The organism is Symbiobacterium turbinis (genome assembly GCF_055383075.1).
The window spans coordinates 773,104-787,609 of the sequence record NZ_AP042433.1 but is presented as its reverse complement, the minus strand read 5'-3'; the positions used below and the strand labels follow the sequence as shown (position 1 = coordinate 787,609).

The following is a 14,506-nucleotide window of genomic DNA, read 5'->3' as shown; positions in this document are numbered from 1 at the left end:
CCTTGTACGAGACGTTCATGCCGGCGCTTCCGAGCGTGCAAGCCGTCCGGCAGCGGACCGTCCGTGATCACACGAAAACCATTATACCAAGGCGGATGACGGGTGGCAATATCAACGCTGCCCAGTTCGCCACGACTCCACCAGACGCCGCTCCTCGGGCGTGAGATCGGCGGTCTCCAGCAGGTCGGGCCGCCGCTCAAAGGTGCGGCGCAGGGCCTGCTCCCGCCGCCAGCGGGCGATGGCGCCGTGGTTGCCCGACGTGAGGATCTCCGGCACGCGCATCTCCTCGAACTCGACGGGGCGCGTGTACTGCGGCCCCTCCAGGAGGCCCGAACTGTGCGACTCGGCCACGCTGGACTCCAGATCGCCCAGCACGCCCGGAATGAGCCGGGCCACCGCCTCCACCACCACCAGGGCCGCCACCTCGCCGCCCATCAGCACGTAGTCGCCGATGGAGAGTTCATCGGTGGCGATGGCGCGTATGCGCTCGTCGAACCCCTCATATCTTCCGCAGATCAGGATCAGGTGATCCTCCTCTGCCAGTTCCTCCGCACAGCGCTGGTCGAAGCGGCGCCCCTGCGGATCCATGAGGATGACGCGCGGCGGCCTGGCGCCTGCGGGTGCCCTTCCCGCCGCCCACCGCACTGCGGCGAAGACCGGCTCCGGCTTCATCAGGAGGCCGGCGCCGCCGCCGTAGGGGTAGTCGTCGGTCTGCTGGTGCTTGTTCAGGGCGAAATCCCGGATGTTGACCACCCGCAGGTCGATGATCCCCGCCTCGTTGGCCCGGCCGAGGATCGACTCCCGGAAGACCGGCGCCACGATGGCCGGGTGCATCGTCAGGATCTGCATCAGCATCGGGCTAGTCCTCCAGCAGGCCGGGGATCGGGTTGATGACCATGCGGCCGGCTTCCAGGTCGACCTCCCTGACGAACTGGCGCACCGCCGGAACCATGTAGCGCTTTCCCGGCGCTGTCTCCACCACGTACAGGTCGTGGACCGGGATGTTGTGGTCCACCTCCACCACCCGCCCGAGGAAGGTCCCGTTCAGGTCCACCACGTCGATGCCGATCAGGTCGAAGTCGTAGTAGTAGCCGTCGGGCAGGGGATGGGCCTCGGCGCGCGGGACCAGGAGGTTCACCCCGCGCAGGCGCTCGGCCGCAGTGCGGTCGGTGATCCCCTCCAGCTCCAGGATGACCAGGTTCTTCACGAAGCCGCGGAACCTGACCCCGACCGGGCGGTCAGGGTCATCCAGGAACACCCGCCGCAGGGTGGTGAACCGCTCGGGGAAGTCGGTGGTCGGGTAAACCCGCACCGCTCCCCGCACCCCATGGGGGGCGGTCACCTGCCCGATCCGGATCAGGTCCGGCCTGGACCGACCGGCCACTACACCTCACCCCGAATCTCGATCACCTTTCCGTCTTCCACGACGATCTCGGCCTTCATCAGGGCCTCCAGGTCATCGCCCACCTTCAGCGTGGCCGAGGCCTGAACGGTGCCCTGCACCACCTCGGCCCCCAGCGGCAGGGACTGAACGCGGTTGATCTCCTCCTGAAGCTGCGCCTTCTTCTCGGCGCGCACCGCCCGCTCCTGCTCCACCAGCTGGCGCAGCTGCATCTGCTGCTGCGGGCTGATCGTGGCCGTGAGCTGGGCGCGCTTCACCTGGCTCTCCAGTTCCGCCATCTCGTTGTCCAGCTGCTGAATCGCCGCGTTCAGCTCCGCGGTCAGCCGGGCCTTCAGGTTCTCGGTCACCCGGGCCTTGATCGTCACGGGACGCACAATCTGAAGACTCATGACATGAACTCCACCATTACCCGGCGGCCATCCTTCACGGCGGCCGCCTTGACCACCGTGCGAATCGCCTTGGCGACCCGGCCCCGCCGTCCGATCACCTTGCCCATGTCGCTGTCGGCCACACGGACCTCGAACGTGACGGCGCGGGGAGTCTCCACCGCCGTTATTCTCACCTGGTCAGGATGCTCTACGAGCCCCGTCACCAGGATTTCCACCAGCCGCTGCAGCATGAATCAACGCCCCCTTCTCTGGGGGGGTCGGGTTGGCCCCCTTACTTCCTCGCCTCGTCGAACTTCTTCAGCACACCGGCCTTGGAGAGCAGCGCCCGGGTCGTCTCGGTGGGGGTGGCGCCCTTCATCAGCCAGTTCAGGGCCTTCTCCTCGTCAACCTTCAGGACCACGGGGTTCTTGGTGGGATCGTAGTAGCCGATCTCCTCCACGAACCGGCCGTCGCGGGGCGAGGTCGCCTCGGTGACCACCAGCCGGTAGAAGGGAGACTTCTTCATCCCCATGCGCTTCAGGCGGATCTTCAGAGCCATCTCGGTTCATTCCTCCTCGAAAATTGCATGCGATATCTATATGTGCACACCTCCGCCCGGGGGGACGGAGATGGGGCACCGCAAACACCGTGCTAGCGCCGGCCGAAGAGGCCGCCGAAGCCGCCGCCGGGCAGCCGGGGCATCTTGCCCCGCTTCATCATCTTCTCCATGCCGCCGAGCTGCTTCATCATCTTCCGGGCCTGCTCAAACTGCTTGATCAGCCGGTGCACCTCGGCGATGGGCCGGCCGGAGCCCCTGGCAATGCGCTCCCGCCGCCGCACGTTGATGATGTCGGGGTTGCGCCGCTCCTTGGGCGTCATGGAAAGGATGATCGCCTCGACGTGCTTCAGTTCCTTCTCGTCGACGTTGATATCCTTCAGTTGCGCCCCGACGCCGGGGAGCATCTTCAGGATGTCCTGCAGGGGACCCATGCGCTGCAAGGCCCTGAGCTGCTCCAGGAAGTCCTCGAAGTCGAACTGGGCCTTCAGCATCTTCTTGGCCATCTCTTCAGCCTGCTTCCGGTCCACCTGCTCCTGGGCCTTCTCGATGAGCGTGAGCACGTCGCCCATGCCCAGAATCCGGGAGGCCATGCGGTCGGGGTGGAAGGGCTCCAGGGCGTCCAGCTTCTCACCGACGCCGACGAACTTGATGGGCCGCCCGGTCACCTCCCGCACCGAGAGCGCCGCGCCGCCGCGGGTGTCGCCGTCCAGTTTGGTGAGGATCACGCCGTCGATCCCCAGCTTGCCGTGGAAGTGCTCAGCGGTGGTCACCGCGTCCTGGCCGATCATCGCGTCGAGGACCAGCAGCGTGTCGTGGGGCTTCAGCCGCTCCTTGATCTGCTGCAGCTCTGCCATCAGCTCGTCGTCGATGGTCAGCCGGCCGGCGGTGTCCACGATGATCACATCCCGCCGCTCCTGCGCCGCGTGCTCCACGGCCCGCGCGGCGATGTCGACCGGGCTCACCTGGTCGCCCTCGGAGTAGACCGGCACGCCCACCTGGCTGCCCAGGACCTCCAGCTGCTTGATGGCGGCCGGCCGGTAGACGTCGGCCGCAACCAGGAGGGGCTTCTTCCCCTCCTTCTTCAGCTTCAGGGCCAGCTTGGCCGCATGGGTCGTCTTACCGGCGCCCTGCAGGCCGCAGAGCATGATGATGGTCGGCGGCCGGTCGGCCATGTTCAGGCCGACGTTCTCGCCGCCCATCAGGGCGACCAGCTCCTCGTAGACGATCTTGATCACCATCTGGGCCGGGTTCAGGGTCTCCAGGACCTCCTGGCCGATGGCGCGCTCCTTCACCCGGTTGACGAACGACTTGACGACACGGAAGTTGACGTCGGCCTCCAGGAGGGCCAGGCGCACCTCACGGAGCGCCTCATTCACGTCGGACTCCGTCAGCTTCCCCTTGCCCCGGAGCCGCTTGAAGGCCTCCTGAAGGCGTTCCTGAAGGGATTCAAACAAAGGCTTGTCACCCTCTCCGTGTGGAAGGATTGGGTCGCGGTCACGCTTCCGCCCGCAGCTTTGCCAGGATGCGGCGGGCGGCGCCGAGGTCGGCGCGGTTCAGGGCGTCTTCCAGCTGGTCCAGCAACGCCCTGCGCCGGTGGTGCTCCGCGATGAAGCCCAGCCGCTGCTCGTACTCCTGAAGGGCCGCCTCGGACCGGCGGATCAGCTCGTGCACCGCCTGCCGGCTCACGCCGTCGGCGTCCGCGATCTCCGCCAGCGAGTGATCTTCCAGGTAGTAGGCCCGAACCAGCTCCTGCTGCCGCTCGGTGAGCAGCGGTCCGTAGAAGTCGAAGAGCAGGGCGATCCGCGACACGTCCTTCATCCGAAACCGCCCTCCCCCGGCGTGATGATGCTGTCAAGGTAATCCCCTTGACAGCTTCGTCACGGGTATGAGTATATGGGCTGGGCCGGCCGCTGTCAAGGATTTTCGTCTGTCCCTGCACCGCCTTTCCGCTGCCACCGGTCGGCGTCGCGCGACCGGTACTTCTCCATGACCCGGCGGAAGGCGTCCTCCAGGTCGATGTTCATCTGATTGGCCAGCACCGCGACGACGAAGAGGATGTCGCCCAGCTCCAGGGCCACGTCGCCGGTGTCCTCCGTGGGCTTCTTCGTCTTGGGCCCCCAGCGGTGGTTGATCTCCCGGGCCAGCTCGCCCACCTCCTCGGTGAGCCGGGCGAGGTTGGCCAACGGATCCCAGTAGCCGAAGGGCGCAATCCAGCGGTCGACCTCCCGCTGCAGTTCCCGCAGTTCCACTCCTTCACCCCCCTACAGCAGAAGCCTGGCTACAGGAGCAGCCAGGCGAGGGTGGCCAGGAGTCCGACGCCACCGGTGGCCGCGGCCGCAGCGGCGCCCCGGAGCAAATTGACCCGGCCCCGCAGGTAGCGGTCCAGCGGCGAGGTCTCCAGGCTGTTGCCCACGGCCTGCCGGAAGCGGCGCATCACCGTGGGGTAGCGGGAGAGCGGCACGGCCCCCTCGGGCAGGTCGAGCGCCTCGGGATCCGCCGCCGAACGGCGCAGGTAGGCGGAGAGGGTCGCCGCCCACTCCCGCATCTCGGGCGACAGCGTCTCGCCCGGCAGCGCGTGCTCCGGGTTCAGCTTCGAGAGCCGCTCCGCGAACCTGACCTGCGCCATCAGGAGCGCGTCGGCCTCGTCGCTGCGGTTCGACTGACGCACCCACTCGGCGTAGGCCGCCAGCCGGAAGCCGGCCGTCACCAGCGGCAGCGGCTCGCCCGGAACCGGGTGCAGGTCGGCATCGGCCACCAGGCAGGGGTACTCGGTGAAGACCTGACGCCATATGGCGGCGGCCTCCTCGGGCTTCCCCTTCCCCCACAGCTCCCGGGCCCGGGCCAGCACGGCGCTCAGGTGCAGGGCATAGGCCACGTAGCCCACGGACTTGCCGTCCACGGGCGTCCGGGCCGCCACCGGATCGGTGACCATCTGGGCCACCAGCCGGGCCGCCATCGCTTCGGCGTCCTCGCTCCGCCCCTGCTCCAGGGCAGCCTTCACCGCCGGGGCTGCCGCCCGCAGCTGCTGCCTGAGCCGCGCCTGCCGCTCGGGGGTGGCCGCCACGCGGCAGTTGCCCTCCGCGTCCACGGCCAGTTCGCAGCCCAGCCGCCTGAGGTCCCGCTGCACGCGCAGGAAGAGCCCGCCCACCAGGCTGAGGTAGATGAGCTGGTGGCGGCGCTGCCGCTCGGGCACGAACTCCGCGTACTCCTGCTGGAACGCGGTCCAGCCCTGTTCCACCTGCACGAGCGCCCGGTCCAGCGACTGGTCCACCCCCATGAGTTGCGCCGCGGTCTCCCGGCCGACCAGGGGCTCCAGGGCCGAGGCCACCGCGCTGCCGATGATGCGGGCGCCCTTCTGCACCAGGGGCTGTGAACGGAGCCGGTCGACCAGTTCGGCGTACTGCTTCAGGTTCTGCGCGTGCTCGGTGAGCGCTTGCGCCACCGGCCGCCCGGCGGCGGCGATCTGGTCGGACAGGGCCCGCAGGGCCTGGGGAGGCAGTGTGTACCGCGTGGCAATGCCCGGGTGGGGCATGGTGCGCGCCAGATCGGCGACGATCTGGTTGTATTCGGAGAGGTCGGGCGGCGTCAGGCCCGCAGCGAGGTCGCGCGCGACCGCCGCAGGGTTCATCAGCGTCAGGCGCCGGCGAAGGGCCTTCATCTCCGCCTTGCGCCCCGGCTTCTTGGCCTCCTTGCGGCGTGCGTGTTCGATCTCCTTGAAGCGGTGCGCCATCCGCTTTGCAAATGCCCAGCTCGCCTGCTGCGCGCGGGTCTGCGCACGCTGGATCAGATCGGTGCAGAGCCGCTCGGGCAGTTCATGCCGCATCTCGGCCACCAGGTCGTCCCACTCCCGCTGGGCGCTCACCCAGCGGCCCACGGCCGGAAAGATCATCTCCTGCATGTCTGCACCTCCCCGCTACAGATCGAGCCCCAGGGCATCGAGGCCGCTCCAGTCCAGGTTGGCATACGTCTGCAGGTGGGAAAGCCACCCTTCGTGCGAGACCGACTCCAGAGGCAGCACACGGCTCCAGACCGCCCGCAGTTCCTCCCAACTGGCGCCGGTGGAGAGCACCTGCGGTCCGGCGGGGTCGACCGCAACCCGCCCCTCGCGCAGGAAGTCCTCGAAACCGCCGTCCGAGAAGAGCACACCCCCCTCGGGCAGCGCGACCGCCGCAGCGCGCAGCGGCGGGACGTGTTGGAAGAAGAGTGCGTCCAGCCGGGCCATGCCGTTCAACCTCCCTCTATAGCGCAGGTTCGACGCGACTAGTTTGCTCATATATAGTGTGACGTACCAGGCGCCGCCCAGTCCTTCAAAAAATGAGCACCATTGATATGACGCGTGCGAAAGCCGGTCTGGTTCTCGACCCGGCCCAAACCGACGAAGAACCGGCGATGGTTTTGCGACCACCGCCGCCCGAACCCTCTACCCGCGGCCATCATACCGGCGGGGAGAGAGCCCCTACTACAGCCCCGCGGCCCGGCGGCCGCACATCACGCTGGCGAAGGAGGACGTCAGCCCCGCCGCGTTGGACCAAGTCGTGGCACACCTTTCCCGCACGCCGCTGCGCTGGCAGGTCGCCGTCGACAACCTGGCCGTGATCGAGCAGCTGGCTGTCTGCCTATTCACAGACGGGCCAGATGAGCGAGTCGTTCTCCCGACCTGCACCTATGTCATCCAAATTCCCTGTTGACCCTCACGCGGCGTGAGGGTTTATGCTACGAAGCAGGAGGTGAGCAGATGACCCTGACGGTGAGGGCTGTGGCCGACCTGGCCGGCATCAGCGTGCGCACCCTGCACCACTACGATGAGATCGGGCTCCTGAAGCCGGCCGGGCAGTCGGCGGCGGGGTATCGGCTCTACTCCCAGGAGGACCTGGAACGGCTGCAGCAGATCCTCTTCTTCCGGGAGCTGGGGTTCGGCCTGAAGGAGATCGGGGCGATCATCGACAGCCCCGGCTTCGACCGGCGGCAGGCCCTGCTGGCGCACCGGGAGGCCCTGCTGCAGCGAAAGGCCCGCATCGAGCGATTGATCGAGACGGTCGACCGCACACTGAAAGCCATGGAAAGGGAGGATGCCCCGATGACCCAAGATGAGATGAAGGAGCTGTTCGACGGATTCGACCCCACCGAGTACGAGGATGAGGCCAGACAGCGCTGGGGCGGCTCCCGGGAGTTTCAGGAGTCCATTGCGCGCACCCGCAGGTACACCAAGGCGGACTGGCTGAAGATCCAGAATGAGGCCGGCGAGATCTACAGCGCCATCGCCAGCCTGATGGACCGGGACCCCGGCGACGCGGAGGTGCAGGAGTGGGTCGGCCGCTGGCACGAGCACATCAGCAAGTGGTACTACGACTGCTCGCTGGAGATCTTCCGGGGGCTCGGTGAGATGTACGTGCAGGACGAGCGGTTCACCAAGAACATCGACAAGACGAAGCCCGGCCTGGCCGCCTTCCTGAGCGAAGCCATGCGGATCTACTGCGACCGGCGGGAAGGGAAGTAATGCACGGAACGCACCTCCGGGCGCTCGACACCGCCTCAGAAGCCGTCCCCGACAGCGCCGGAAGCCCCGGGATTCTTCACGTTCTGCGCCCGATACAGCGCGGTGGTCGCCTCCACGCGCAGTCGCTCAGCCTGCACCGCCCCCAACTGCCAGCCGAGTAGCCCGCCCAACGCGGCGCCCACCAGGCCCACGAGGATCAGTTCGACCCTGTTCGGTTTCCACCAGACAGGATCGACGTTGTCGAGCCAGACGAATGCGGCCATCGCCACCAGCGCACCCACGAACCCCAGCAGTGCGCCCACACCGGCATACAGGAAAGCGACCCGCTCCGCCAGCGCCTGTAGGCGCCAGGCGCTTTCGCGCAGCGCAACCGGCACGAACTTCGCCACCGGAAAACCTCCCCTGCTTCTCGCCGAACCGGCAAAAGACTATCTGAAGACTGTGTATAAACGCGCAGCGGCCGCCTGTCAACCCAGACGGCCGCTGCGCTCTTCTGATGGCGTTCACATTCCAATAGGGTTGATCTTCTAATCGCCGTGGTCCACTACTCCGCGAACAGCGCTTCTGCAAACTGCTTCGGGTCGAACGGCTGCAGATCGTCCAGCCGTTCGCCCACGCCGATGAACTTCACCGGCACCTGCTCGGTGTCCGTAATGGCCACCACGACGCCGCCCTTGGCGGTGCCGTCCAGCTTCGTCAGGGCAATGCCGGTGACGGGGACGGTCTCCCGGAAGAGCTTCGTCTGCTGGAGGGCGTTCTGCCCGGTCGTGGCGTCCAGCACGAGCAGCGTCTCGTGCGGTGCGCCTGGCACCTCCCGGCCCAGCACCCGCGCGATCTTGCCCAGCTCGTCCATCAGGTGGGCCTTGTTGTGCAGCCGGCCGGCCGTGTCCACGATGAGGACGTCGGCCCCGCGCTCCCGGGCCACCTTCACGCCGTCGAAGGCCACTGCCGCCGGGTCGGAACCCTCGGGCCCGGCCACGACTTCGGCGCCGGCCCGCTCGCCCCACACCTTCAGCTGGTCGATGGCGGCCGCCCGGAAGGTGTCCGCCGCGGCCAGAATCACCTTCAGGCCCCGGTCTTCCTGCAGGTGGCGGGCCAGCTTGCCGATGGTGGTCGTCTTGCCCACGCCGTTGACGCCCACCACCAAGATGACGGTGAGCCCGCCCTCGTTCAGGTTCAGAGGCGCAATGCCGTCCCCCAGCCGCTCGGCCACCAGCTCCTTCAGGAGCGGCAGCAGCTCGTTGCCGTTCTTGAGGCCCCGCTGCCGCGCCCGCCTGCGCAGCTCCTCCACCAGCCGGGTGGAGGTCGTCACGCCCACGTCGCCGAGGATCAGGGCCTCCTCCAGCTCGTCGAAAAGCTCGTCGTCGATCTTGCGGAAGACGCTCATCACGGTGTTCACCTGGCCGATGAGCGCCTCCTTCGTCTTCTGCAAACCCGCCTTCAACCGATCAAAGAACGCCACAGGGCTCTCTCCTCCACCAAGACTCCGCCCGCGCAGGTGCCAGTTCAGATCGGGCCCACCCGCTCAGGGCAGGAGTAATTCAAACCGAGCTCACCCGCTCAGGGCAGGAGCCGGTTCAGAATCGACTCGACACCCAGCAGGATGACCACCAGGAGGCCCAGGAGCAGCGCGTAAACCCACCCGGGCAGCCGCCTGCCCTCATCCTGCTCCACTGGCCGCCCGGTCTCGTCAAGCCGCATATCCTCCTTCGACATCTAGCTCGCCTCCGTTTCAAGGTCGACCAGCCTGACCGAGACGATCCGCGAAACCCCGGTCCCTTCCATGGTCACGCCGTAGAGAGCGTCCGCGACCTCCATGGTGCCCCGCTGGTGGGTGATGCAGATGAACTGGGTCTTCTGGGCCGCATTCCTCAGGTAGCGGCCGAACCGCTCCACATTCGCCTCATCCAGGGCTGCCTCCACCTCGTCCAGCACGACGAAGGGCGAGGGCCGCACCTTCAGCAGGGCGAAGAGCAGCGCGATGGCCGTCATCGCACGCTCGCCGCCCGAGAGCAGGCTGAGAGGCTGCGCCTTCTTGCCCGGCGGCTGCGCGATGATCTCGATGCCCGTCTCCAGCAGATCGTTCTCATCCACCAGCCGCAGGTCGGCCTTCCCACCCTGGAACAGCTCCGTGAACACCTGCTGGAACGCCTGCCGGATCTCCTGGAACGACTCGTAGAAGTGCGCCTCGATGCGCTTGTCCAGCTCGCTGATCGCCCGGTACAGCGAAGCCTTCGCCTCCTGCAGGTCGGCTTCCTGCGCCTGCAGGAAGTCCAGCCGCTCCCGGGCGGTCCGGTAGTCCTCAATGGCCTGCAGGTTCACCGGCCCCAGCTCCCGGATCTGCTCGCGCAGCGCGGCGATGCGGGCCCGGGCGAATTCGGTCTCCTCCTCCGGCAGGGCCCGGGGCAGCGCCTCCGCGGCCGTCAGCTCGTACTGCTCGGCCAGCCGGGCCACCAGGCCCTCCTGCTCCTGCTCCAGGCGGGCCTCCTCCACCTCGCCCTGCTGACACCTGTGCTGTGCATCGCTCAGCGCGCGGCGCAAGGACCGCAGCTCCCGCTCCCGGGCGTTCACCTGCTCCTGGGCCGCCAGCTTGCGGGCCTGCGCCTGGTCCCGCTCGGCGGCCAGGGCCGCCCGCGCCGCCGCAGCCTCCTCCGCCTCAGCCCGGGCGGCCTCCAGTTCGGCGAACGTCTCCTCGAGCCGGGCCGAGAGGGCCGACCGCTCCTGCTCACGCTCAGCCCGTTCGTGCTCGAGGGCCTGACGATCGCCTTCCGCACGGCGGCGCTGCGCCTGCAGCGACCGGAGCTGCTCGTGCAGCCCGGCCAGGCGCACCTGGACCTCCGTCAGGGCCCGGCGCCGCTCGCCCAGGGCCTCGTCCCGCTCCTGCCCCTCCGCCGTCAGGCGGCGAACCTCTTCCTCCAGCGCCTCCCGCTCGGCCGCCAGCTCCGCCAGTTCCCCGCGCAGCCGGGCCGCGCCCTCCCTGGCCGCGGCGATCTCGGCCTCGACGGCCGCCGCCTCCTGGGCGTGGGTCTCCAGCAGCTGCGCCCAGCGGCGGGCCTCGTCCGCCAGCCGGCGCTCATCGCTTTCGGCCTCCGTCAGACGGCTCTCCAGGGACCGCAGCCGCGCCCCGGCCTCCTCGATGCGCCCGAGCAGGGCCGACCGACGGGCCCCGGCCTCGTCGTGCGCCTGCCGCACCTGCTGCAGCTCCGCCCGCAGCGCCGCGATGCGGGCCGTCAGCTCGTCCCGCTCCCGCTCGCGCGCCAGGAGGCCGCTGCTCCTTCCGCCCGCGGCCCCGCCCGTGATGGCGCCGCCCGCGGCCAGCACGTCGCCGTCCAGCGTCACCACCCGGAAGCGCTGTCCGGTCTTCCGCCCCAGGGCCAGCGCGGCGTCCAGGCTTTCGGCGATGAGGGTCCGCCCCAGCAGCGACGCGATCGCCGGCCGGAACCGCTCCTCGAAGCGCACCAGGTCCAGGGCTACCCCCAGTATGCCCGGCGCCCCGCGAAACTCCCGCTCCTCCTCGGGCCGGTACCCGTGCGGCCGGATGGTGTTCAGGGGCAGGAAGGTGGCCCGGCCGCCGCCCGAGCGCTTCAGGTGCTCGATGGCCCGCTTGGCCCCGGCGTCGGTGGCCGTGATCAGGTGCTGCACGGCGCCGCCCAGCGCGACCTCGATCGCCTTCTCGTACCGGGGCTCCGTGCGCACGACCTCCGCCACGGCCCCCAGCACGTCGGACGCCCACGGCGCACCCTTCTCGCGCCCCTGCAGCACGGTGCGCGGGCCCCGCTGGTAGCCCTCGAAGCCGCTGATGAGCTCCTCGATGGTGCTCAGGCGCGAGGAAGCGGCCTGAATCTGCTCCCGGAGCTCCGCGTGGCGGGCCTGCAGCGCCCGCAGCTCCGCGTCGGCCGCCTCCCGCTCGGCGTTCAGGTCCGCGAGCTCAGCGAGCTGCGCTTCCCGCTGCTGCCGGAGCTCGGCCGCAGCCGCCGCCAGCGCGGCCGTTCGCTCTCCGGTCTCGGCGGCGTCGGACTCGGCCCGCCTCCGCTCCTCGGTCAGGCGCGCGAGCCGCCGTGCCGCCTCCTCGGCCGCTCTCTCGGCGGCCTGCACCCCGTTGCGCTTCTCCGCCTCCAGCTGCAGGATCGCGATGATGCGGTCCTTGCGGGACTCCACCTCGGCCTGGGCGGCCTCGCTGGCCTGCTCAGCCGTCCGACAGGCCGCTTCCAGCGCAGCCAGCTCCTCCGCAAGGAGCCGGCCCTCCTTTTCCACGTGCGCCTCCTGCTCATGCAGGCCGGCCAGTTCGGCGTCCACCTGCTTCAGCTTGGCCGCCAGCCCCTCCAGCTCACGGGCGAGGCGGGCGATGTCGGCCTCCAGCCGTTCCCGCTGCTGCCCGGCCAGGGCGAGCCTCCCCTCGGCCCGCTCCTGGCGGCTCGCGGCCTCGGTCAGCCGCACGGAGAGCACGTTCAGCTCCTCGTCGAGCGCGGCCACCAGCTGCCGGGCCACCTCGGCCGCCTCTTCCGCCGTCTGCATCCGCTGCTCGATGTCGGCTACCTTCTGCGCCAGCACGGCGCCCGCGGCCCGCTGCTCCTCCAGCCGGGCGACCACCGTGGCCAGCTGGCGGGCCAGGAGGCCCACGTCGAGCCGGGTCAGCTCGCCGTCCAGCTCGGTGAACAGGCTGGCCTTCTCGGCCTGCTCCGCCAGCGCGTCCATGTTGTTCGTGAGCTCGCCGATGATGTCGGTGATGCGCAGCAGGTTTTGCTCGGTCTCCTCCAGGCGCCGCTGCGCCTCCCGCTTGCGGGTCTTGTAGCGGGAGATGCCGGCGGCCTCCTCAAACAGCGCCCGCCGGTCCTCGGGCTTGGAGGAGAGGATCTCATCGATGCGCCCCTGCCCGATGATCGAGTAGTTCTCCTTGCCGATGCCGGTGTCCAGGAAGAGCTCGTGCACATCCTTCAGCCGGCAGGGCACCTGGTTGATGAAGTACTCCCCCTCGCCGGAACGGTCGACCCGGCGGGTGACCATAACCTCCGTGAAGTCGATGGGCAGCGCGCCGTCGCTGTTGTCCAGCACCAGCGAGACCTCGGCGAAGCCCATGGCCCGCTTGCCGTCGCTGCCCGCGAAGATGACGTCGGCCATCGAGCCGCCGCGCAGGGCGCGCGCCGACTGCTCACCCAGCACCCAACGAATCGCGTCCGAGACGTTGGACTTGCCCGACCCGTTGGGCCCGACCACCGCAGTGATGCCCGGGGTGAACTCCAGCTCTGTCTTCTCGGCGAAGGACTTGAATCCCAGAATTTCCAGTCGTTTGAGGTACAATCTGTGCTGCCTCCTCAGCAAAGCCGGAAGGAGCCGCGGCCCCTTCCAAAGGCGCCGGACCAAGAGAAAGCCCGGCGCCGCTGCGTCGGTTGGTATTCGACGCCAGGGCAGGACTCTCCTTTGCTGCCCGAAGAACAACGCGCCACTCCCGGCCGCTGCACGGCTGGGAGTGGCGCACTCTCTGTCCTTTCTCGATTCTACCTGGGTTCCACAATGAACCGAATCGCGGTCCGCTCCTCCCCCTCTATCGCGATCTCCGCAAAGGCCGGTATGGTGATGAGGTCGATTCCGTTGGGCGCAACGTAACCCCTGGCGATGGCGATGGCCTTCACGGCCTGGTTTACCGCACCCGCTCCCACGGCCTGGACCTCAGCGCTGCCCTTCTCACGCAGAACAGCAGCCAGAGCGCCTGCTACCGATTTCGGGTTCGAAGATGCTGAGACCTTTAGTGCTTCCATCCTGAAATCCCCCCCAAACTGACCAGAACAGCGCTGCCGAATAGTTAGATACTCTGATTGTGCATTCTATACCAAACAGCTATTTCCCTCTGTCGCCATAAAGATTCCTCTAGGAATTTAGCGACCTGTTCAACAAAACGCTGTTCCCGCGCGCCGGCACCACCCGGGACTGGTCAGCCCGGGTGGTGCTCCGGCATCAACGCCTGGCGCGCCGCCTCCTGTTCCGCCTCCTTCTTGTTCCGCCCCCAGCCGGTGCCCAGAAGCCGGCCCTGAAAGTAGACGCCCACCTGGAAGCGCCGGAGGTGCGCCGGCCCCTCCTCCACCAGCAGGCGGTACTGCGGGGCGGCCGCCCCCTGCCGCTGCAGCAGCTCCTGCAGCTGCGTCTTGTAGTCGACCCGCACCAGACCTTTGCGCGCCGCCTCCACCAGCGGCCCCAGCTCACGCAGGACGAACCGCTGCGCCGCCTCGAGCCCGCCATCGAGGTAGAGCGCCCCCACCAGCGCCTCGAACCCGTCAGACAGGGTCGAGTCCCGGTCGCGGCCGGTCACCGACTCGCCCCGGCCAAACCGCATGTACTTGCCCAGCCCCAGGGCGCGGGCGCGGCTCGCCAGCGAGGGTTCGCACACCACGGCCGCCCGAATTTTGGTCAGTTCGCCCTCGGGCAGGTCGGAATAGCGTTCGTAGAGGTGCGCGGCAATCACCATGCCCACCACGCTGTCGCCCAGGAACTCCAGCCGTTCGTTGGCGCGGGCGCGCGGGTGCTCATTGGCGTAGGTGGTGTGCGTCAAGGCCTCCAGGAGGAGCGCCTCGTCGCGGAACCGGTGGCCGAGGGCCTCGGCGCACCAGGCGCGCAGCTCCGGGTCCAGCACGGACACGGCCCATCCCTCCTCACAGAGGAAAAGCCCCGCACCGGCGCTACATCAG

General features: G+C 68.6%; 17 protein-coding genes. 1 reads left to right on the top strand and 16 read right to left on the bottom strand.

Features of this window, described 5'->3' with window-relative positions:
* Window positions 1-111: 111 nt before the first annotated feature.
* The 10 genes from trmD to ACZ45O_RS03650 all read right to left on the bottom strand — a co-directional run bounded on the left by trmD (window position 112) and on the right by ACZ45O_RS03650 (window position 6,551).
* Window positions 112-855, bottom strand: coding sequence for a tRNA (guanosine(37)-N1)-methyltransferase TrmD (trmD, locus tag ACZ45O_RS03695; RefSeq protein ID WP_464855670.1), 744 nt, complete (start codon window positions 853-855; stop codon window positions 112-114).
* A gap of 4 nt (window positions 856-859) precedes the next feature.
* Window positions 860-1,384: a ribosome maturation factor RimM gene (gene rimM, locus ACZ45O_RS03690; RefSeq protein ID WP_464855668.1), complete on the bottom strand. Its 525-nt coding sequence runs from the start codon at window positions 1,382-1,384 to the stop codon at window positions 860-862.
* Window positions 1,384-1,791 carry a YlqD family protein gene (locus ACZ45O_RS03685; RefSeq protein ID WP_464855666.1) on the bottom strand — a complete coding sequence of 136 codons (408 nt, stop codon included), beginning with the start codon at window positions 1,789-1,791 and terminating at the stop codon, window positions 1,384-1,386. Before ACZ45O_RS03685 ends, rimM begins: the two co-directional genes overlap by 1 nt.
* The gene (locus ACZ45O_RS03680) at window positions 1,788-2,021 is read right to left on the bottom strand and encodes a KH domain-containing protein (protein WP_464855664.1); all 234 of its coding nucleotides are present in this window, start codon (window positions 2,019-2,021) and stop codon (window positions 1,788-1,790) included. The genes ACZ45O_RS03685 and ACZ45O_RS03680 overlap by 4 nt, the downstream gene beginning before the upstream one ends.
* 41 nt (window positions 2,022-2,062) lie before the next feature.
* Window positions 2,063-2,329, bottom strand: a complete 267-nt coding sequence (rpsP, locus tag ACZ45O_RS03675; protein ID WP_464855662.1) for a 30S ribosomal protein S16 — start codon at window positions 2,327-2,329, stop codon at window positions 2,063-2,065.
* Between the two features lie 92 nt (window positions 2,330-2,421).
* Window positions 2,422-3,783, bottom strand: coding sequence for a signal recognition particle protein (ffh, locus tag ACZ45O_RS03670; protein WP_464855660.1), 1,362 nt, complete (start codon window positions 3,781-3,783; stop codon window positions 2,422-2,424).
* Window positions 3,784-3,823: 40 nt separating this feature from the next.
* A complete protein-coding gene (gene ylxM, locus ACZ45O_RS03665; RefSeq protein ID WP_464855658.1) occupies window positions 3,824-4,147 on the bottom strand; it encodes a YlxM family DNA-binding protein in 324 nt (107 codons plus the stop codon).
* Window positions 4,148-4,242: 95 nt separating this feature from the next.
* Window positions 4,243-4,578 carry a nucleotide pyrophosphohydrolase gene (locus tag ACZ45O_RS03660; protein ID WP_464855656.1) on the bottom strand — a complete coding sequence of 112 codons (336 nt, stop codon included), beginning with the start codon at window positions 4,576-4,578 and terminating at the stop codon, window positions 4,243-4,245.
* Between the two features lie 29 nt (window positions 4,579-4,607).
* Window positions 4,608-6,227, bottom strand: a complete 1,620-nt coding sequence (locus tag ACZ45O_RS03655; protein WP_464855654.1) for a hypothetical protein — start codon at window positions 6,225-6,227, stop codon at window positions 4,608-4,610.
* A gap of 15 nt (window positions 6,228-6,242) precedes the next feature.
* On the bottom strand, window positions 6,243-6,551 hold the full coding sequence (locus ACZ45O_RS03650) for a hypothetical protein (RefSeq protein ID WP_464855652.1): 309 nt from the start codon (window positions 6,549-6,551) through the stop codon (window positions 6,243-6,245).
* A gap of 513 nt (window positions 6,552-7,064) precedes the next feature.
* Here ACZ45O_RS03650 and ACZ45O_RS03645 point away from each other — a divergent pair.
* Window positions 7,065-7,826, top strand: coding sequence for a MerR family transcriptional regulator (locus ACZ45O_RS03645; protein WP_464855650.1), 762 nt, complete (start codon window positions 7,065-7,067; stop codon window positions 7,824-7,826).
* A 35-nt stretch (window positions 7,827-7,861) separates the two neighbouring features.
* Here ACZ45O_RS03645 and ACZ45O_RS03640 read toward each other — a convergent pair whose 3' ends face one another.
* The 6 genes from ACZ45O_RS03640 to rnc all read right to left on the bottom strand — a co-directional run bounded on the left by ACZ45O_RS03640 (window position 7,862) and on the right by rnc (window position 14,457).
* Entirely contained in the window at window positions 7,862-8,215 is a 354-nt protein-coding gene (locus ACZ45O_RS03640; protein WP_464855648.1) for a hypothetical protein, read from the bottom strand.
* Window positions 8,216-8,370: 155 nt separating this feature from the next.
* Window positions 8,371-9,288 (bottom strand): signal recognition particle-docking protein FtsY, encoded by a 918-nt coding sequence (ftsY, locus tag ACZ45O_RS03635; RefSeq protein WP_464855646.1) that lies wholly within the window; start codon window positions 9,286-9,288, stop codon window positions 8,371-8,373.
* Window positions 9,289-9,386: 98 nt separating this feature from the next.
* Complete coding sequence (locus tag ACZ45O_RS03630; protein WP_464855644.1) at window positions 9,387-9,542, bottom strand: hypothetical protein; 156 nt, start codon at window positions 9,540-9,542, stop codon at window positions 9,387-9,389.
* A complete protein-coding gene (gene smc / locus ACZ45O_RS03625; RefSeq protein ID WP_464855642.1) occupies window positions 9,543-13,124 on the bottom strand; it encodes a chromosome segregation protein SMC in 3,582 nt (1,193 codons plus the stop codon).
* 197 nt (window positions 13,125-13,321) lie between these two features.
* Window positions 13,322-13,582 (bottom strand): stage V sporulation protein S, encoded by a 261-nt coding sequence (locus tag ACZ45O_RS03620; protein WP_464844510.1) that lies wholly within the window; start codon window positions 13,580-13,582, stop codon window positions 13,322-13,324.
* Between the two features lie 173 nt (window positions 13,583-13,755).
* A complete protein-coding gene (gene rnc / locus ACZ45O_RS03615; RefSeq protein WP_464855640.1) occupies window positions 13,756-14,457 on the bottom strand; it encodes a ribonuclease III in 702 nt (233 codons plus the stop codon).
* Between the last annotated feature and the right edge of the window lie 49 nt (window positions 14,458-14,506).